The organism is Pseudomonas sp. GW821-FHT07B01, from assembly GCF_059419065.1.
In genome coordinates this window covers 33,142-51,790 of record NZ_JBWKRA010000001.1, presented here as the reverse complement: position 1 = coordinate 51,790, position 18,649 = coordinate 33,142, and the positions used below count along the sequence as shown (strand labels likewise).

Below are 18,649 nucleotides of genomic sequence, written 5' to 3'. Positions count from 1 at the left end.
TTAAAGGCCGCAATCCTGTCAGGGCTGTTTTTGTTCTTATAAGCCGGTATTGAGATTGGCTATTTTGGTTATTTGCCAGATTTTATTGGGTTTTACCCCGCTAGTGACGGCTCGGGGTGTGCGCTTCTCTCAAAGCGAAGACAGAGTCTGGTGATGTGGGATGAGTGTGTTGTCATACAAGCTGGGTGTTTTTCGCCGCCACCCGTCGCCCCGTGCGTTCAGGGTGATAAGCTCACCCCAGCCCAACCCCGTGGACCCGTCTCGATGCCGATTAAAAGCACACCGCCTGTGCGCAAACGTTCCGCCAACCTGGCCCAAGGTGTGGTCCAGGCACTGACCCAGCGCATCCAGTTGGGGCAACTCAAGCCGGGTGAAAAACTGCCGTCCGAATCCACCATCGTGCTTGAGCATGGGGTGAGCCGTACCGTGGTGCGTGAGGCCTTGTCCAAGCTGCAGGCGTCGGGGCTGGTGGAGACGCGTCACGGCATCGGCACCTTTGTGCTGGAGCAGCACACGCAGCCGGGCCTGCGCTTGCATGTGGACACGGTCGCCAGCGTGCGCAACATGCTCGAATTGCGCCTGGGTCTGGAAGTGCAAGCGGTGGCGTTGGCCGCGCTGCGCAGGAGCGAGGCACAACTGGCCCACATGCGCCAGGCACTGGACGACTACCAAGCCTCCCTGGCCAACAACGACAGCTGTGTGGAGGAGGACAAGCGCTTTCACCAACTGATCGCCGAAGCCACCGGCAATACGTTTTTCACCGACATCATGCAGCACCTGGGCACGGCGATGATTCCGCGCACCCAGGTGAATGCCGTCGAGCGCGGCGGCGCAGACTTTGCCCAACTGGGGCAGTTGGCGAACCTGGAACACGAGGCCATCTACAACGCTATCAAGCGCCAGGACCCGGACGCCGCACGGGCGGCCATGGTGCTGCACTTGACCAACAGCCGGGATCGATTTTCCGGGCACTCTTAAGGAATCACCGTTGAACGAACACACCTTGTCCCAGCGCCTGGAGCGCGTTGCCGCGCACATACCGACGGGTGCCCGCCTGGCCGATATCGGCTCCGACCACGCCTACCTGCCGGTGGCCCTGATACACCGCGGCGCTATTGCGGGGGCCGTGGCGGGGGAAGTGGCCGCGACACCGTTTCAGGCGGCCAACCGTACCGTGGCCGACAACGGCCTGAGGCAGCACATCACCGTGCGCCTGGCCGATGGTTTGGCGGCGATCCAAGCCGGCGATGACATTACCGCCATCAGCCTGTGCGGCATGGGCGGCGAGACGATCCGCGACATTCTCGAAAGCGGCAACGCGCACCTCAATGGCCGGGAACGCCTGATCCTGCAACCCAACGGCGGCGAGCAGCCCCTGCGCCTATGGTTGATGGACAACGGCTACCGGATCCTGCACGAGGAGCTGCTGCTGGAAAACCGCTTCTACTACGAAATCATCGTTGCCGAACGCGCCGAGGCGGTCACCTATACCGCCGAGCAACTGTACTTCGGCCCGCTGCAAATGCAGGCCCGCAGCCCGGCGTTTGTGGCGAAATGGCAACGGATGTTGCGCCAGAAGCGCAAGACATTGGCCAGCCTCGAACAGGCGCGGCAGGCGGTGCCCGAGCAGAAAGTGCAGGAGATCGTGCAGCAGGTGAAGTGGATCGTTCAATTGCTTACCTGACCGCCACCGGTCCAGTGTGGGAGATGAGGAGCCTTAGCGAGGCTTCGAGCGGTGTATCAGGCAACATCCATGTCGTGAATGCCGCAGCCTTCGAAGCCTCGCTAAAGCTGGACATCTCCCACATTCGATCGTGCAGGCCGGTGCTGCCTGGCGACATTCGCGGCACTTCACCGCTACGCTGTAGTCTTCTCCTAAATCCCCCAAGGTGTTGCCTCGATGATCACTGTTCACCACCTCAACAATTCCCGCTCACAACGTATCCTGTGGGCGCTTGAAGAATTGGGCCTGCCCTACGACATCAAATGCTACCAGCGCGACGCCAAGACCAACCTGGCGCCGCCTGAACTCAAGGCCATTCACCCCCTGGGCAAATCCCCGGTGATCGAAGACGGCTCGCGTGTGCTGATCGAGTCCGCCGCGATCATCGACTACCTCATCCGCCGCCACGGTAACGGCCAACTGCAACCCGACCCGGCCACCGATGCCTACGACAGCTATGTGCAATGGCTGCATTTTGCTGAAGGCTCGGCCATGCTGCCGCTGATGCTCAACCTCTACGTCGGACGCCTGGGTGACGCAGGTGCACCGCTGCATCCTCGGATTGAATCGGAGCTGGCCAACTACCTGGGCTACCTGAATGACGTGCTGGGCCACACGCCGTACCTGGTGGGCGACGCACTCAGCGGCGCGGATATCCAGATGAGCTTTATCGGCGAAGTCGCCCAGGCCCAGGGCAAATTGCAGGCCTACCCGAACCTCGCGGCGTGGCTGCAAAAGCTCCAGGCGCGCCCGGCTTACCGCAAGGCGGTGGAGCGGGGCGGGGAATACGCGTTCGCCAAATAGCGGGCCCACCGACACCGCCTCCTGTAGGAGCGAGCTTGCTCGCGAAAAACGTAAACGATAACGCGTGTTTCCTGGATGAACGCGGCGCCTTTGGGTTTTTCGCGAGCAAGCTCGCTCCTACAGAACCCGCTTCGGCAGGTGAACCTTCGAGTCTCCCAGCGCTCACTTAAAAGGTGGCACTGGCTTTTCTCGAAAGGAATCTGCATGCACTCCACCTCGTCAATCGCGCCCGTAGAGCGCGAACTGAGCCTGCGGGCAGTCATCACCGGGATCGTGCTGGGTATCCTGCTCACCCCTTCCAACGTGTACGCAGGCTTGAAGATCGGCTGGTCGTTCAACATGTCGATCATCGCCTTGCTGATCGGTTATGGCCTCTGGCAAGGCCTGGCCCAGCGTTCCGCTGAACACCTGCCGTGGACCCTGCACGAGAGCAATATCAACCAGACCGTGGCCTCTGCCGCGGCGTCGATCATTTCCGGCGGGCTGGTCGCGCCCATCCCGGCGTATACCTTGCTCACCGGCAACCAACTGGCAGCGCTGCCGATGATCGCGTGGGTGTTTTCGGTGAGCTTCCTGGGGATCTGGATCGCGTGGTACCTGCGGCCTTCATTGCTCAATGACAAGGCGCTGAAGTTTCCCGAAGGCATGGCCACCCTGGAAACCCTGCTGCACATCTACAACCATGGCAGCGAAGCCGCCACGCGCTTGAAAGTGCTGCTCGGCGCAGCGTTATTGTCCGGGTTGGTCAAGTGGGTGGATACCTTTATGTGGGCCTTCCCGCGCTGGTCACCGAACGCCCAGTTGGAGCGCCTGACCTTCACCGCCGACCCCTCTCTGCTGTTGCTGGGGTTCGGCGGCATCATCGGCATTCGCGTAGGCCTGACCCTGTTGCTCGGCGCCTTGCTGGCATGGGGCGGGCTGGGGCCGTGGCTGTTGGCCGATGGCTTGGTGAGCTTGCCCGCTGACAGCAGCGGCCCGCAATTTGCCGCGCTGGTGGAGTGGCTGCTGTGGCCCGGCGTGAGCCTGATGGTGTGTTCCACCCTGGCGTCCCTGGCGATTCGCCTGTGGGCGTTGCATCGCTTAACCCGAGCGGCTGGCGGCACGCCCTGGGCGGTTCCCAAGCCTGGGCCTGCCGTGGGGTTTGCCTTGGCGATTGCGTTGGTGGTGAGCCTGCAAGCGCTGTTGTTCGGTATCAACCTTGGGATGGCGCTGCTGACCATTCCCCTGGCGATCTGCCTGGCCGCCGTGGCGGCGCGGGTGGTGGGGGCAACCGGTATTCCGCCGATTGGCGCCATCGGACAACTGTCCCAGCTGAGTTTTGGCATCGTTGCGCCGGGCCAGATGCCGATCAACCTGATGAGCGCCAACACCGCTGGGGGGGCGGCGGGGCAGTGCACGGACCTGATGAATGACTTCAAGGTGGGCAAGGCGATTGGCGCGACGCCGCACAAACAGGTTATCGCCCAAATTCTCGGGATTTTTGTCGGCAGCGTCGTCGGCGTATTCGCGTACCTGGCGTTGATCCCCGACCCGCAAACCATGCTGCTCACCGAACAATGGCCAGCCCCGGCCGTCGCCACCTGGAAAGCCGTGGCCCAAACCCTGACCCACGGGCTGGATTCGCTGTCACCCAGTATCCGCTGGGCCATTGCTGTTGCAAGCCTGTGCGGCGTACTGCTGGGCATACTCGACAGTACATTACCCACCCATCGCGCCCGCTATCTGCCCAGTGCGGCAGCCTTGGGACTGGCGTTTGTCTTGCCTGCGTCGGTGTCGCTGATGATGGCCCTTGGCGCGATCATGACCTGGGCCGTGAGCTGTCGCTGGCCAAGTGTGACGCAGCGCTTTGCGATCACGGCAGCGGCGGGGCTGATCGCCGGTGAGAGCATTACTGGCGTGGGCGCGTCGTTGTGGCAGATGCTGGGAAGTGGATAAATGGCCGACCTGGATTTACAACTCTTCACGAATTCAAAAGGCTCACCGTTATAGGCTTGGCGCTGCCACGTCTGGATCAAACCCATTCAACTGACCGTTGAGCCGAGCCCATGAAACTGCCTGCCGTCGCTGCCACGTTTCTCGCCGTTGCTACGCTGCATCCTTTACCCGTACACGGCGCAGGCCCCATCACCCATGTCGCCATCTACCGTGGCCCGGCAGGTTGCCCTGATTGCTCGGAAAACGTGAAAACCGCCCTGCAGCGCCTGGACCCCAATTACCAGATCGACTTCGTCGGTGCCGACGAACCCATCGACATCACCCCGCAAACCCTGGCGCGCTACGATCTCTACGTGCAACCCGGCGGTGGCCAGGACATCCCGGCCGCCCTCGACAGCCTGGGCGATGAGCGTGCCGAAGCCATCCGCGATTACGTCGCCAAAGGCGGCCGCTACCTGGGCCTGTGCATGGGCGCCTACCTGGCCGACGACAACAACCTCGGCCTGATCCCCCAGGCCCTCGACACCGAAGCGGGCCGCCCCGGTTTTGAAGTGTCCGGCATTGAAGACGCCGCCGTGCGGGTGACGTGGGACGGGCAGCCCGACTCTGTGTTCTATCAGGATGGCCCTTACTTCCCCAAAGCCAGCGCCGCGGCGCCTTACAAGGTCATCGCGACCTACCACAATGGCGACGTGGCGGCGGCGCGCTACACCTACGAACGTGGCGTGGTGGTGCTGAGCGGGCCGCATCCGGAAGCTGGGCGGGAATGGTTTGAAAATGCCGATATCGAGCTGAGCAAGATGCCGCGTGGCGAGCTGTTCGGGTCGTTGATACGCAGCGCGCAAGAGTAGAGCACGCCGCGCGTTGCCTCACGGTGCCACTATTCCCCATGTCGATATCAGGCACGATGGTGGCGTAACCAGGCTACTTGTGCCTGGCCTCGGGCACTTAAGGTGAAGGTCATTGGCCGCCCGAGAACAACAAAAACAATGACTAGCCTCAACTGCAACGATTCCAACGGTCAGCTGGCGCAGGGCTTCAAGCCGCGCCATGTGACCATGTTGTCCATCGCTGGCATCATCGGCGCGGGGTTGTTTGTCGGCTCCGGACATGCCATCGCCGCAGCGGGGCCGGCGGTTTTACTGGCTTATTTGTTTTCCGGCCTTCTGGTGGTGCTGGTCATGCGCATGCTGGGGGAAATGGCGGTGGCGCGCCCGGACACCGGCTCGTTTTCCACCTACGCCGACCAGGCCATCGGCCCTTGGGCGGGGTTCACCATCGGCTGGTTGTATTGGTGGTTCTGGGTGCTGGTCATTCCCATCGAAGCGTTGGCCGCCGGGCATGTGCTCAATCAGTGGTTCCCTCAGGTCGATGCGTGGCTGTTTGCGTTGATCTCAATCGTTTTGCTGGTAATCACCAATCTGTTCAGCGTGGCCAAATACGGCGAATTCGAATTCTGGTTCGCCATGGCCAAGGTGATTGCCATCGTCGGCTTTATCGGCCTGGGCTTCAGCGTCCTCATGGGCTGGATCCCGGATCGCGAAGCCAGCGGCTTGAGCCGCTTGATGGAGGAACACGGCGGGTTTGCTCCCAACGGCCTGTCGGCGGTGGTGGGCGCGTTCATTACCATCATGTTCAGTTTCATCGGCACCGAAGCGGTGACCATCGCTGCAGCAGAATCGAGCAACCCGGCGCAGAACATCGCCAAGGCCACCCGTTCGGTGATCTGGCGCATTGGCGTGTTCTACCTGTTGTCGATCTCCGTCGTGATTTCCGTGGTGCCCTGGAACGACCCGCTGTTGGCCTCCGTGGGTTCCTATCAGCGCGCACTGGAAATTATGAACATCCCCAACGCCAAATTCATGGTCGATGTGGTGGTGTTGATCGCGGTAGCCAGTTGCATGAACTCCTCGATCTACATTTCTTCGCGCATGCTGTTTTCCCTGGGCAAACGCGGCGATGCGCCGCCGGCGCTTAAAATCACCTCGAAGGCGGGCGTGCCCAGGGCGGCGGTGATCGCCAGCACCATCATCGGTGCGGGCATTACGTTGCTGAGCTACTTCATGCCGGCCGGTCTGTTCCAGTTCCTGCTCGCCAGCTCCGGCGCCATCGCGTTGTTGGTGTACCTGGTCATCGCTATCTCGCAACTGCGTATGCGTCGCTTGCTGCTTCGGCAGAACGTCGAACTGACCTTTCGCATGTGGCTGTTTCCCTGGCTGACTTACCTGGTGATCGTGTTCATCTGCCTGGCCCTGGGGGTGATGATGGTGACGCCGGAACACCGCACCGAAGTGTCCTCGACCATTGGCCTGGCGTTGGTGATTTCCTTTATCGGCCTGGTCACGTCGCGCCAGCACAACCGGGCACCCAAGCCGGTGGCACTGGAACAGTCCTGATCACGCCCGTGGGGTAGCGGTGATGGAAACCGAGGCACCTGTTTGCCAGACCATCGGCTTTTTGCTGCTGGACCAATTCACGCTGATATCGCTGTCGTGTGCGGTCGAGCCGCTGCGCATGGCCAACCAATTGGCGGGCGAAGAACTCTACCGTTGGCAAACCCTGAGCCTGGACGGCCAGCCGGTGTGGGCCAGCGATGGGGTGTCGGTGACCCCGGACGCGTGCGCGCAGGACCAGCGCGGCTTCGATGCGGTGATCGTGTGCGGCGGCGTGGGCATTCAACAGGCTATCAGCCCTGCGCTCATCGCCTGGTTGCGCAGCCAGGCGCGCCTGTACTGTAAACGTCTCGGCGCGGTGTGCACCGGCAGTTGGGCACTGGCCCAGGCGGGGTTGCTCGATGGCTTCCAGTGCAGCGTGCATTGGGAGCTGATGGCGTCGATGCAGGAGGCGTTTACCCGCGTCAAAGTCAGCTCCAGCGTATTCACGCTCGATGGCAACCGCTTTACCAGCTCTGGCGGCACTGCGCCGCTGGACATGATGCTGCACCTGATCGGCCGCGATCACGGGCACACGCTGTCGGCGGCGATTTCCCAGATGTTCGTGTACGAGCGCATTCGCAACGAGCGCGACCACCAACGCGTGCCGCTCAAACACCTGCTCGGCACGCAACAGCCCAAGCTGCAAGAAGTGGTCGCCCTGATGGAATCCAACCTGGAAGAACCCATCGACCTCGACGAACTGGCCGCCTACGTGCACGTGTCCCGACGCCAGTTGGAGCGCATGTTCCAGAAGCACCTGTACTGCACGCCATCGCGCTATTACCTCAAGCTGCGCCTGACCCGTGCGCGCCAGTTGCTGATGCAGACGCCCATTTCGATTGTCGAGCTGGCGGTGATTTGCGGCTTTGTGTCCACGCCGCATTTTTCCAAGTGCTACCGGGATTTCTTCGGCGTTGCGCCCAGCGATGAGCGCTCGGACATGCGCCTGCATCCGCCGCCTGCGTTACGGCCAGAGGGGCAATCCCGGGCCCCGCAACAGCCCAGGAATACACTGGAGCAGGCGCGCGACGAGCCGACGTTTGCTACGGTGCAGATTCAAAGGCGATAGGGCTTGGGCTTGCCCGAATGCCAGTAGGAGCGGGCTCGCTCGCGAAAAATTCACAGGCGCCGCGCTCATTCAGGAAGCACGCGTTATCGTTGGCGTTTTTCGCGAGCAAGCTCGCTCCTACAGAGGGCAATAAGCCTCAGCGCTCAAATCCACTGGTCATTCAACGCGGTGCGCTCACCGCCTTCATGCCCAGTATTCAAAATGCCCCGTGGCTCAATCATCATCAGCTTGGCCTCTCCCTCGGCCGCCGTCCTGTGCTCAATGCCACGCGGCACCACATACAACTCACCCGGCTTCACATACACCGGGCCATCCGGCAGGTCGATACGCAGCGTGCCTTCAAGCACCAGGAACGCTTCATCGGTTTCGGGGTGCGAATGCCAAATGAATTCACCCTCGATACGCACCACCTTGAACTGGTAGTCGTTCATTTCGGCGACCACTCTTGGGCTCCATTGTTGGTCGATGAGCGAGGCTTTTTGCGCGAGGTTTATCGGTTGGGCGGGTTGCTGTAGGTGAGTCATGCTGAGCCTTCCTGTCGGTGAGAAGGCCAGATTATCCGGGCCGACAGGTCATAGGCTTGTACGATCCTGCAACCCCTCCACTCCTACGCCCCCGCATTCCCCACGGGAATGCAGCGCATAAAATTAATGCATTTTTCTTACTGCGACGGTTAACGTAATTTGCGTCAAGGCCACGGAGAACCGCCTTGAACTCATCCTCATCCAACCCTGCTGAAAAATTCGATACCTCAAGAGCCAACGAGTACGCCCGACAAAGCCGTATCGCGTTGGCGGGCTATGACGCGTGCCAGGATCTGGCAGCCTGCATGCTCGCGGCGAGCCTTGGCGATGCCCCTTCGGCCAAGATACTGGTGGTCGGCGCCGGCGGTACGGCGCAGGAGATCATCGCCATGGCCAACCTTGAACCGGGCTGGCGCTTCATGGCGGTTGATCCCTCGCAGCCGATGCTGGACGCGGCAAGGCAGCAGTTGGAAGCCAACTACCTGCTTGACAGAACCACCCTGCATCTCGGGACGCTTGAAGACCTGGCAGCAGACGCGTCATACGACGCCGCCACCTTGATCGGTGTGCTTCACCATCTGGAGGGGGATGACGCCAAGGACCGGATGCTGCGGTCGATTCGGGCGCACCTGAAACCGGGGGCACCGCTGATCGTCGCGGGCAATCATTACGCGTATGCCAGCCAGCCGTTGCTGCTGGCGGCATGGGGCCAACGCTGGCGTCAGCATGGCGCTACCTCGGACGAAGTGAAGGCCAAGCTCGGCAAAATCCTTCAAGGCGCTGACCCGCCCCATTCCGAGGCCGCGGTTCAGAAGCTGTTGCATGACGCTGGCTTCGGCGACGCGACGCGTTTCTTCAGCAGCCTTTTCTGGGGGGCTTGGTTGACGTGCAAGGTGGGGTAGCGATGTTTCCCCTTGCTCGACAACCCGTGGCGCGATTCAGATCGCCCGGAGAGTAGCCAGCCGCCGACGCCAATCGCCGCCATGCCGAAGGTGACATTCCTCTTCGGAGTCGAAATTGACGCAGCGGGCGATGTTCGGGACGTGCACGTCAGCGTCATCCAGCGCGGCGGTAGTGAGCTCGCGCATGCGGGCGTCCGCGCCGGTCGCAAGGGCGCGAGCCTTGCTCGCAACGCTGTCGAACACCCAGATCACCCGCAGGCTGTGGGGAAACGCGTGGTAGTCGACGGTGTGGGTCAACCATTCAAAGCCTGGCATTTCGGTCTTTGCGATCTCGCAGGCGTCGGTCAGGGCCGCGATGAGGCGGCGTTCGATACGGGCGTGGTCGCGTGAGGCAGGCGGCATAAAGGAAATCCGTGAATCCTGGGAGTGGGTTGGGGCATCAGGCGATAGGCTGATCAGAGCGGGCGTTATTGAAGCGCGGGGCGCAAGCGTGCCACTCATGTCCTCGGCAACGATATCCGGGTATCCCCGTTTGTGTTCCATCGCCAACGCGGTGGAGAAGGGTACCGCAATGCAAGTGGTTTGGTCATTGCAGCGAAGTGTCATCGACCATCGACCATCGGCCTGGTCACGGCGCGCCAGCATGGGCGGGTAATCAAGCCGGTGGTGTGGGAGCAATCCTGCCAGCGCTGCCCTACCTGTGGGCCGCGTCACTTCAGTGCTGGCGCACCCCTCTTGTCATACGCCGCAGCACCTGCTTATCGCCCTGCCTATAGTGCATGACCACCGCCCCGACATGCCCGAGGATAAGCACCAGCATTGTCCAACCCAGCAAGCTATGAAAGTTGCTGCCCAGATCAACCATCCACTGGATTTTTTCCCCTTCGAACCCCTCCATGACCGGCACGCCAAACGCAGAAAAAGCCCGGCCGGAGCCGTACTGGCGGATCATCCCGATCAGCGGGACCAGGAACATCAGTGCATACAGCATGCCGTGCCCGGCGGCGGCGAAACGGCTGATGCTGAGTGGGCGCCGGTGTTGGTTCAGCAGACTCCAGCTGGCACGTAGGATCAGCAACACCAGTAATAACAACCCTACGGGTTTGTGAAAGGGCCACAGCCATTTATCCAGCGTTGAGTCTGATGCCAGGTAATGGGTTATGGCTGAGCAATAGATCCACGCAAACAACAGGAACATCAGCCAATGCACTGCTCGGCTTACCGAGTCGTAGTGTTCATGTGACCCAGCAGGGAGAGCGCAAGTCGTCATTGTCGTATCCTTCTGGCGAGTCGCCTTGCGTTCTTTTTCAAGGGCATTGAGGCGACAGATGATAAGCGGCCAGAATGAATCTGGCGGTGGCCAGATCATATACAAGGAGACACAGGCAGCGGTCTTGTCGAAACATCAAGAAAACATGCATCCCTCAGGGTGTGATCGGGATGCCCAACGGCATGGGCGTAGCCTGTTCAAATCCACCGAGCATTTTCAGCCGTACGCTCCCCACCTTCATGCCCGGTATTCAAAATGCCCCGTGGCGAGCCTTCGAGCATCAGGAATGCTTCGGGCGCGTGTTCGTTCTTGCGCAGGGCGTGGAACGATCAAAAGCTGTGGCGAGGGAGCTTGCTCCCGTGACGGTCTAAAGCTGACGCGTTTATGGTCGATAACCCGTATGAACCCGCTAATCAAGGACCGATTAAATGGCACTTTCCGTTAGCCCTGCCTATATGCCACCGGCCAATCTCAACCTCACGCCTTCTGAGCAGAAGCTCGTACCCCAGGCGTCGACGGACCCCGCCAAGCAAGCCCTGGCAAGCGCCGGCCCCGCGGCCATTTACCATCCCAGTGAAGCGGCGACAACCACGGCACAAGCCCCGGAGGCCGTTGATACCTGGGTCGGTCGCTCCGAATCGCCGCACTTTCCTCGCTTCGTCGACCTGTTCAATGGCGCGCAAAGTGCGCTGAAAGCTTCCTTCCAGACATTCGAAGCGAACCTGGCAGCCACTGCGCCCGACCTGGCCAGCACCGGGTACGGTTTTACCGTTGAGGCTGACGGCCGGCTGAAAGTGCTCGATACGGCTGGCCAGCTCAGCCGTGAGGCGACCGAGAGGCTGACGGTTCTGCTCAATCAATCCGTTGAGCTGAAAGCCACAGCCGTGGCCTACCGCAACGCCGCCATCGACATGGTAGACGCAGGTTCACCCTGGTCTGGAAGCACCCTGGGCTACTACAGCCTGACCAATGAAAACTTCGCCAGCACTATTGATCTGGCGCCCTTGTTCAGAACGCATGACCCGTCGGATATTAAAGCGGGCAGGAACCAGTTTTTCATAAACCAATTGTCTTCCAACGGCGAGCGCGCGACGCAAGAGACTGAGCGGGCGATGTTGGAGCGGCGTGCCGCCCAGGGATTCAGCACCCAGGCTTGATCGGCGCAACCTGCGGCTGTCGTCGAGGACCGGTCGGCGGCAGTCAGCTCGCGCATGCGTGCGTCGCCTCAGTGGCAGGGGGCGCGCTTATTGTTCAGGGTTGATCAACGATCTCAACGTATGGTCCTCCCAGATGCCAGCGATTTTCAGATAGGCTCGCGCATGTCCTTCCTTCTCAAACCCCAGCGACTCCAGAAGGCGTTCACTTCGCACATTGCGAGGCAAATGATTGGCCATGATCCGATGAAGACCCAACTGCTCAAAGCAATGACGGTTAGTGACCTGAAGTGTTTTTTTCATCAGGCCGCGACCCTGGGCAGATTCCGCCAACGAGAAGCCGAGATGACAGGCCTGAAAAACGCCCCTCACAATGTTCGTGTAGTTACACCGCGCTAGGACCTCTGCGCTCTCGGGTTCAAGCAAGAGGAAACACAGAGCGTTGCCAGCGTGCATATTGTTCACCTGCTGCTCGACCCTGGCCTTTGCGTTGCCCGTGGTGAAATATTCCTCGTCCCTGAGCGGCTCCCAGGGTTGCAGATGCCTGCGGTTGACGCGTTCGTAACGGCTGACCCTCTCGAAATCGTCGGCCCACAATGGCCGAAGGCAGTAGCCCTCAACGCAATACTCCATAAGCCCCTCCAGATTTACCAATGGCCCCATCTGACTGCGTAGCCGCAAAGAATAGCGCCGCTGCGCGTAAAGCGACCCCTTTCATGGCAAACAGGTCTACCATGCCAGCCCCGGCAGTGGTTCCACTCGCTCCCGAACTCAATTTTTCAAGGTAGCGATAATGTCCATCGACCAGATCTCCCTCCCCAAAGGCGTCGGCCCCCACGCCGCCAAGCTGCTTGACGCTATTACTGGCGCCTCCACCCATGAAGAACTCAACCGTGCTGGCGGTAAAGCCGAGGGTTTTGTGCTGGGGCTGGAGGCCACCAAGGCGATCAAAAGCCAAATTGCAGAGTCGCTGTATGTGGCGTATGACGACGCGGCGAGCAATCGAGCTGGTGAACTGAAGGGCTAGTGCACCTCAGCCCATGGTTCCGGAATGAGCGCCAATCGTCGGAATAGGCTGACGAACATAATAATTGTCGAATTCACTGCTTTCGATGAACTGGAAGCCATGGCGGGTATAAAAGCGATTCGAAGCGCTTTCTTTGAGAGCCCCCACTTTAATGGGAAGCGCAGCCGCATCCGCCTCTTTGAAAATCTGAGAGAGAACAGTAGACCCTACCCCTGAACCTTGCGCGCCCGGCCTTACATACAAGTGGTCGAGCAAGAGTTCATTGGGGTGATGTTTCACCACTACGAAACCCACCCTCTCTCCAGCTGCCTCGATGTAGCGTGTGTTGCGAGCTTCAAAGCCGCCAACAAACCGCTCCCGCACACGCACTGGGTCAAATCGCCCAACACGCTCCAGACTTTCGCCCATGGCCTCGATTCGAATGGCTACAAGATTATCCAAGTCGCTTTGTTGAACTGGGGCCAAAGTGATGGGGGAATTTTGATTGGGTGCGACGGGCATATTGGGTGCTCTAGCTACCATCCTGGGGGCTCAGTATAGAGAGCCTGATACTGATGAAGCGACCCGCATGGTATGTTCACGGCATACATGGAGTAACGAACCTCAGGAAGGAAATTGCAATGCCAGTGGACACCCACGCGATCCGCATTCTCTCGCAACGCCTTTGCATCGAGCCCTTCTGCGAGCAGGACGCTGTTGAGTCTTTCTCTTGTATCTCACCGTCTCTGACTCGCTACATGTCCTGGGAACCGCCTGGCTCGCTGGAAGAGTACGCGCAAGTCTGGGGGCAGTGGCTGCCTGCGATAGCGGATGGCAGCGATATCGTGTTTACGGTCAGGGAGCGGGTAGGTGCTCGTTTTACCGGCTTGGTCGGGCTGCACCATACCGGCAGTGAAACACCGGAGTTGGGTATCTGGATCCGTGAAGATAAACATGGGTTGGGGTTGGGTGGTGAAGCGGTGCGGGCGGTTGTTCAGTGGGCTAGCAAGCGGGTGGCGGCAAAGTACTTCATCTATCCTGTTGCGACGCGGAATCGTGCGAGTCGACGTATTGCCGAAGCTTTGGGGGGAGTGGTAATCGAGAGGCGGATGGCGGAGAAATATGATTCGGTTGTGTACCGGATACCGATGGTTTAACTCTGGGTATCAGGTTGGCCGATTGCTGTCCTTCACGAACGGCAGAAATCGGCCAGAAGCAGTCAGTCGCACTCTAGGGGCTAGAAAATCGTTACGTTTTATTTGTCCCCGTACCTATCCCTTAGGAATCCCGCGACATGTTCAATCTCAGGATATATAGTGGATCTAGTTATTCCCAGTGACTCTAGTTGTTCCAGTATTTTAATTTTGTCACCACCCCGAACAATTATTTTGAATTCGTCGCTTGTCAATAAGTATCTTTCAGGGACGGAAGCAGGCTTTCCTTTTCCTCCATCGACTCCGAAAAGTAGAAAGGCGCCATCCTGCTTTATGATTCGTGGATTATCCAGTACTGGCTTAACGCAAACCACTGATGAGATATCGACTGGGTTAACTCTTGCTTCAAAGTATGGCTTCTCTCTTTGCGTCTCCCTGACAAGCTTAACTACGTCTTCATTTTGGTTAAAATGCTCAATATCCAGATCTTTAGGGAAGCGGGTGTGCTCAGGAAGGCGGCCAATGTTGGAAATCAAGCTAACTCGATCACTATCATAGTATCTGATTTCATTTTTTGGAATTTTAAAAACGATAACTTCGGCATCAGCTGAGCCTCCGCCAGCACATGCGAAGTATAAGGCGATCAATGGATTTGTGGTAATATCCAAGAGTCTGGTTGGCAGCGCATAATGTTGCATTTTTACTAGGGCATTAAAGGTAGGTCCGGACAACTTGAAATCATTTGAGCAGCGCAGAACCAACTCTTGAAATATTATATGCTCATTTCTTATCCATCCTGGGTTCCTGTAAAGACTTGGCACAAGCTTGTAGGCAACGTCCCCATGCCCTCTGTAAAAAATTACTGCCTCAGCTTCTTGAGGCAACAACTCAATAGAGGTTATATAGGTTCTTACGCTACCAATTTTTTGTGCGATTTTAGAGCTTGCTAGTGCATCATGTATCGTTGCGTCAGTTGCTCCGTACTTTATAGCTGCCGCGATTCCACGCTCTAAAGATTTCATGCTTGAATATAACGCGCTTGACCCTAGCAAGCCGCCATTATCGCCGATCAATTGGAAGTACAATTTTCCATCGCGCGATTCAATTTTTCTAAATCTCTCAGGATTGTTGGCGCTGGCCATGGCCTGTTGAATGGCAGCCTCAACCGCGCTGTGGCTTTCAAACTGTTCGCTTACTAAAATTGTTTCGGCATTGGGCGCTCGTAAAACATAATAATAGTTACCGTTGCTTGATTTAACTATATGATATTTACCCATATATTTTCCTTGAGCTAGGAGCAGGATGAGCCAGAATTATTGGTTAGCTATGGCCCAAGCGCCAATTCTAGGTAAGGGCACCCTGCCATCAGGAACGAAGTCAACATGGTTCGTACGTCGTGTTTTTTAACTACTGTTCGACAAACTTTGTATGGTATGAATAAAGCGCACGAAATGATGCAGTAGCTCGTGATCTTCCTCTGAGATGCCATCAGGATCGAAGTGCATTACGTCATTACGAATGATACGAACTTTGTCGAGCTCTTTGATAAACGTTTTTCTATCAACCTGCAGTTTTGTTTTTAACCATAAAGCCGGATCTTCAAAGAGCCTGATGTACTCACCAAAAGTAAGATCTGCAACTGATTCTATTGTGCGTTCGCTATCAGAGGGGTTGACTAATTTGGATAGCTCCTCCTTTGTAAATTTTCCATCTATCAATGTTCTGATGTGATTCTCAATTTCCGCGAGCAGAAGGAATGGTTCAGATAGCTGTTTGAATTGGATGCTAAGGTCAGTAGTAGTAATGATTCCACTAATACGCTGATCGGTTGAGCGCACAAGAACGTATGAGTATTCAACTATCCTAGGTAAAGCCGCAAAAATCGAATCGGTAGAATTTATTTCTCTATGAGGTTTCATAAAGTCTCGTACACTATCAGACTCGGTATTTGTCAATGCAAGCCTTGGTGCGATACTTTCCCAGCTGATAACACCTTTCACATCTCGTTCGTTTGTCATCACAGGCAACTGAGAGAAGTCATGTCTTAACATCAGCGTGATAGCCTCGATAAGACTGCTATCGGGTTTGACCGTGATAAGCTTTACATCTGCGGCTTCAAGCCGGCTTACTCGAAAAGCAGGTTCAGAAACAGCCCCAGATATAAACTCATTTTGAGGAGGAGTCGTGTCCTCAGTTTGTTCTACTGGGGAGCTTTCGATGTTTGCTGCTGTATTATTGCTCTGATCAGTTATCGGCGTCTGGATTTCTTCTTGGAGTGGTGCATAGAGTGTCACTTTTGAGTCCAAGGGAACGCTATCGAAGTCCGGTTTAGTGATTACCCCTAACGCATCCAGAACTTTACGGATTTTATAGGCCACCATATAGCCTCTTCGCTCTGCTCCAAACCAGCTTATCAACTCCCTCACCGATATAGGAATAGACTCCATCCCAGGCCCTAAACCCTCAAGAATCTTCTCAAGTCTTTCCAGGTTTGATGTTGCCACTACTTGCCCCTCGAATCAAATAGGCTACTAATATATGAAGTTGTTTGGAGGGACTCTAGTCCTGCTTTTACGAAGAACTCTGTATCAATGAAAACGTTCCGTGTCTGAAGAGGCATAGGTGATGCTCCGTTGATGGCGATGTGCCTACGTGGATCCTCGCTTGTGATAAGCGGATATGCAAGTGGGCTTCGCTCTGACCTTACTCGGCACGCCTGCATAGCCGATGCCCACGGCAGTAGCAAACGGTAGCAAGCGGGGACAGAATTATTTTCCCCTAATCTGGACGTCCGCTCATGGCCGTAAGCAGTCGCCGCTCTCGTCATCGCAGAAGGCTTTGCGAAAAGGGGACAGATTTATTTACGCGAAAAGGGTGCTTTGTCCGCGATAGTCACCTTGGATGATACGTTTCATAGGCAATCCTGCGTTATCACTTTGGGCAACCGTAGCAACGTTGGAAGACTCTTGATGTACTCTGATGCAAGAAAGTAATGCTAGTAAATTTGAAGCTTAAGGACCTGCCCATGGATGTGATTTCAGCGCACCTATTTTCTACAAATCACCGTACTCAAATTCAAGCAAGCGATCACTGTGGCTGTTTTTACTGTTTAAGTGTGTTTTCGCCCTCAGAAATCACTGAGTGGGTTGATCTAGATAGCACCGCTCTGTGTCCGAAGTGCGGGATCGACTCGGTCATCGGTTCAGCATCCAGTCTGCCGATTACCCCTGCATTTCTTTCGAAAATGCACGAACACTGGTTCTAGAAGATCCCGTCATTCGAGGGCATCCCTTCGGTTTGAGATCTAAAGACTAGCTTTACCTCAGTGCCGCACGTTCCTGCTAAGTATTTACATACTCTGGGCCGAAAGCAGTCGTCGCTCTCGTCATCGCAGATGGCTTTGTGCCGAGGCTGAATCCCCCAATGCCATCAAGCGCCAAATTGCCGAGTCGTTGTATGTGACTTACAACGACGCGACGAGTCATCGGGCTAATGAGTTGAAGAGCTGATCATCAGCCTGGGCAGGGCGCTTCGCGGTCCAGGAGTCTGGCGGTGAGGAGTACGCCCAGTTCGCTCAGTTGGTGGATGGCCAGGGCGATGTCGCGGTGTTTGCCGTTGAGGTCTTCGGACAGATCGAGCAGCAGGGTGCTGACGCTGGTGAAGGTTTCGTAGCTGTTGGTGATGAGGGTTTCGTTGCTGGCGTTGGGGGCGACGGTGAAGAGCGTTGTTGAATCTGCTTTTGACATGAGTAGACATCCTGAGTGATGCCACCACCTTTCCGCTACTAAACAGTGGGTGGCAGCTGTACGCAGGTTAGTAGACCGGTGGATATCTAAAGCCGGCGCGCCCGAAGACGCCCTACGCACAGCCACCATCGAGCACAGACGCACTGTCTGATTGGTGACGCTCATGCACTTATAGATACCCAAATTCAGGCTACTAAACCCGAATCACTGAACAATTCAGCGACCGAGCCACCTTAGAGACGGCCACCTCAGCGCACAAGCCGGCGGATTCTGACGCAGGCGTAGGCAATGGAGCAAGGTGCAGCAGGGGAATCGGATTTTGCCTTCAGGCGCTGCGTTATCGTTTGGGGTTTTCGCGAGCAAGCTCGCTCCTACAGGCGTGTTCGTCACCTCAAACGAAATTGTTAGCATTGAACGAGTTTCATATTGGAGGCAGGGATGGATGAACGATATGAGGTTCAACGGATCACCCACCTTCCGCGCCAGATACTGGCGCTGGAAAAGGAAGCGATTGGCGAGGGTTTCAGGTTTCTCACGCGTCTGATTAACGAATGGCACTCCGGGGCAAACCGCTTTGATGCACCCGGCGAGTGTCTGATGGCGGCCTATTTGAATCAGCAACTGATAGGCATCGGCGGTCTTTCAGTTGATCCCTATGCTGAAAATAATGTGGCCAGACTGCGACGGGTGTACGTCGCAGCTTCGGCAAGGGGGCAACACGTCGGACAGGCGCTGGTAAAGGCGCTTGTTGAACGCGCCGCTCTCAGGTTTCAGGTCGTGCGTCTTTTCACGGATACGGTTGAAGGAAGCGCCTTTTACGAGCGCTGTGGCTTCAAGCGGACAGATGAGGCTCAGGCGACTCATATCATGCGGCTTGGCGGTTTCTGAGGCATTGGCTGCAATGGCAATGGCTCACGGCGTTAGGCG

At 57.3% G+C, this 18,649-nt stretch carries 20 protein-coding genes; 12 read left to right on the top strand and 8 right to left on the bottom strand.

All coding sequences use genetic code 11. The features are described 5' to 3' along the window. Nucleotides 1-264 precede the first annotated feature (264 nt). From AC07S6_RS00270 to gbdR, 7 genes are all read left to right on the top strand, one after another. Entirely contained in the window at nucleotides 265-978 is a 714-nt protein-coding gene (locus tag AC07S6_RS00270) for a FadR/GntR family transcriptional regulator (RefSeq protein WP_495111473.1), read from the top strand. A gap of 10 nt (nucleotides 979-988) precedes the next feature. Continuing rightward, entirely contained in the window at nucleotides 989-1,684 is a 696-nt protein-coding gene (locus AC07S6_RS00265; RefSeq protein WP_495111472.1) for a tRNA (adenine(22)-N(1))-methyltransferase, read from the top strand. A 216-nt stretch (nucleotides 1,685-1,900) separates the two neighbouring features. After that, nucleotides 1,901-2,527, top strand: a complete 627-nt coding sequence (locus AC07S6_RS00260; RefSeq protein ID WP_060767265.1) for a glutathione S-transferase family protein — start codon at nucleotides 1,901-1,903, stop codon at nucleotides 2,525-2,527. A gap of 204 nt (nucleotides 2,528-2,731) precedes the next feature. After that, a complete protein-coding gene (locus tag AC07S6_RS00255) occupies nucleotides 2,732-4,462 on the top strand; it encodes an OPT family oligopeptide transporter (protein ID WP_495111471.1) in 1,731 nt (576 codons plus the stop codon). A 110-nt stretch (nucleotides 4,463-4,572) separates the two neighbouring features. Next, nucleotides 4,573-5,313 carry a BPL-N domain-containing protein gene (locus tag AC07S6_RS00250; protein ID WP_495111470.1) on the top strand — a complete coding sequence of 247 codons (741 nt, stop codon included), beginning with the start codon at nucleotides 4,573-4,575 and terminating at the stop codon, nucleotides 5,311-5,313. A gap of 138 nt (nucleotides 5,314-5,451) precedes the next feature. Further along, on the top strand, nucleotides 5,452-6,858 hold the full coding sequence (locus AC07S6_RS00245) for an amino acid permease (RefSeq protein WP_495111469.1): 1,407 nt from the start codon (nucleotides 5,452-5,454) through the stop codon (nucleotides 6,856-6,858). A gap of 22 nt (nucleotides 6,859-6,880) precedes the next feature. Continuing rightward, nucleotides 6,881-7,966, top strand: coding sequence for a choline metabolism transcriptional regulator GbdR (gene gbdR / locus AC07S6_RS00240; RefSeq protein WP_054896289.1), 1,086 nt, complete (start codon nucleotides 6,881-6,883; stop codon nucleotides 7,964-7,966). A 143-nt stretch (nucleotides 7,967-8,109) separates the two neighbouring features. Here gbdR and AC07S6_RS00235 read toward each other — a convergent pair whose 3' ends face one another. Then, nucleotides 8,110-8,490 (bottom strand): cupin domain-containing protein, encoded by a 381-nt coding sequence (locus AC07S6_RS00235; protein WP_495111468.1) that lies wholly within the window; start codon nucleotides 8,488-8,490, stop codon nucleotides 8,110-8,112. 185 nt (nucleotides 8,491-8,675) lie between these two features. Here AC07S6_RS00235 and AC07S6_RS00230 point away from each other — a divergent pair, with 185 nt between their 5' ends. Continuing rightward, on the top strand, nucleotides 8,676-9,392 hold the full coding sequence (locus tag AC07S6_RS00230) for a class I SAM-dependent methyltransferase (protein ID WP_495111467.1): 717 nt from the start codon (nucleotides 8,676-8,678) through the stop codon (nucleotides 9,390-9,392). A 36-nt stretch (nucleotides 9,393-9,428) separates the two neighbouring features. On the opposite strand, the gene AC07S6_RS00225 is transcribed toward AC07S6_RS00230, so the two are convergent. Both AC07S6_RS00225 and AC07S6_RS00220 read right to left on the bottom strand, forming a co-directional pair. Continuing rightward, nucleotides 9,429-9,794: a hypothetical protein gene (locus tag AC07S6_RS00225; protein WP_495111595.1), complete on the bottom strand. Its 366-nt coding sequence runs from the start codon at nucleotides 9,792-9,794 to the stop codon at nucleotides 9,429-9,431. 313 nt (nucleotides 9,795-10,107) lie between these two features. Continuing rightward, on the bottom strand, nucleotides 10,108-10,761 hold the full coding sequence (locus tag AC07S6_RS00220; RefSeq protein ID WP_495111594.1) for a cytochrome b: 654 nt from the start codon (nucleotides 10,759-10,761) through the stop codon (nucleotides 10,108-10,110). Nucleotides 10,762-11,090: 329 nt separating this feature from the next. Here AC07S6_RS00220 and AC07S6_RS00215 point away from each other — a divergent pair, with 329 nt between their 5' ends. Next, nucleotides 11,091-11,819 carry a hypothetical protein gene (locus AC07S6_RS00215; protein ID WP_495111466.1) on the top strand — a complete coding sequence of 243 codons (729 nt, stop codon included), beginning with the start codon at nucleotides 11,091-11,093 and terminating at the stop codon, nucleotides 11,817-11,819. Between the two features lie 87 nt (nucleotides 11,820-11,906). Here the strand turns inward: AC07S6_RS00215 and AC07S6_RS00210 are convergent, their stop codons facing one another. Continuing rightward, on the bottom strand, nucleotides 11,907-12,449 hold the full coding sequence (locus AC07S6_RS00210) for a GNAT family N-acetyltransferase (RefSeq protein WP_495111465.1): 543 nt from the start codon (nucleotides 12,447-12,449) through the stop codon (nucleotides 11,907-11,909). 160 nt (nucleotides 12,450-12,609) lie between these two features. On the opposite strand from AC07S6_RS00210, the gene AC07S6_RS00205 reads away from it, so the two are divergent. Continuing rightward, a complete protein-coding gene (locus AC07S6_RS00205) occupies nucleotides 12,610-12,843 on the top strand; it encodes a hypothetical protein (RefSeq protein ID WP_003192651.1) in 234 nt (77 codons plus the stop codon). 6 nt (nucleotides 12,844-12,849) lie between these two features. On the opposite strand, the gene AC07S6_RS00200 is transcribed toward AC07S6_RS00205, so the two are convergent. Continuing rightward, nucleotides 12,850-13,344, bottom strand: coding sequence for a GNAT family N-acetyltransferase (locus AC07S6_RS00200; RefSeq protein ID WP_495111464.1), 495 nt, complete (start codon nucleotides 13,342-13,344; stop codon nucleotides 12,850-12,852). 119 nt (nucleotides 13,345-13,463) lie between these two features. On the opposite strand from AC07S6_RS00200, the gene AC07S6_RS00195 reads away from it, so the two are divergent. Further along, entirely contained in the window at nucleotides 13,464-13,979 is a 516-nt protein-coding gene (locus AC07S6_RS00195) for a GNAT family N-acetyltransferase (protein ID WP_495111463.1), read from the top strand. Nucleotides 13,980-14,077: 98 nt separating this feature from the next. Here the strand turns inward: AC07S6_RS00195 and AC07S6_RS00190 are convergent, their stop codons facing one another. The 3 genes from AC07S6_RS00190 to AC07S6_RS00180 all read right to left on the bottom strand — a co-directional run bounded on the left by AC07S6_RS00190 (nucleotide 14,078) and on the right by AC07S6_RS00180 (nucleotide 17,722). Continuing rightward, complete coding sequence (locus AC07S6_RS00190; RefSeq protein ID WP_236265305.1) at nucleotides 14,078-15,253, bottom strand: DUF1508 domain-containing protein; 1,176 nt, start codon at nucleotides 15,251-15,253, stop codon at nucleotides 14,078-14,080. A gap of 126 nt (nucleotides 15,254-15,379) precedes the next feature. Next, nucleotides 15,380-16,480 carry a CBS domain-containing anti-phage protein gene (locus AC07S6_RS00185; RefSeq protein ID WP_495111462.1) on the bottom strand — a complete coding sequence of 367 codons (1,101 nt, stop codon included), beginning with the start codon at nucleotides 16,478-16,480 and terminating at the stop codon, nucleotides 15,380-15,382. Between the two features lie 1,008 nt (nucleotides 16,481-17,488). Next, complete coding sequence (locus AC07S6_RS00180) at nucleotides 17,489-17,722, bottom strand: DUF6124 family protein (RefSeq protein WP_495111461.1); 234 nt, start codon at nucleotides 17,720-17,722, stop codon at nucleotides 17,489-17,491. Nucleotides 17,723-18,160: 438 nt separating this feature from the next. Here AC07S6_RS00180 and AC07S6_RS00175 point away from each other — a divergent pair, with 438 nt between their 5' ends. Next, a complete protein-coding gene (locus AC07S6_RS00175; RefSeq protein WP_495111460.1) occupies nucleotides 18,161-18,610 on the top strand; it encodes a GNAT family N-acetyltransferase in 450 nt (149 codons plus the stop codon). Nucleotides 18,611-18,649: the final 39 nt, after the last annotated feature.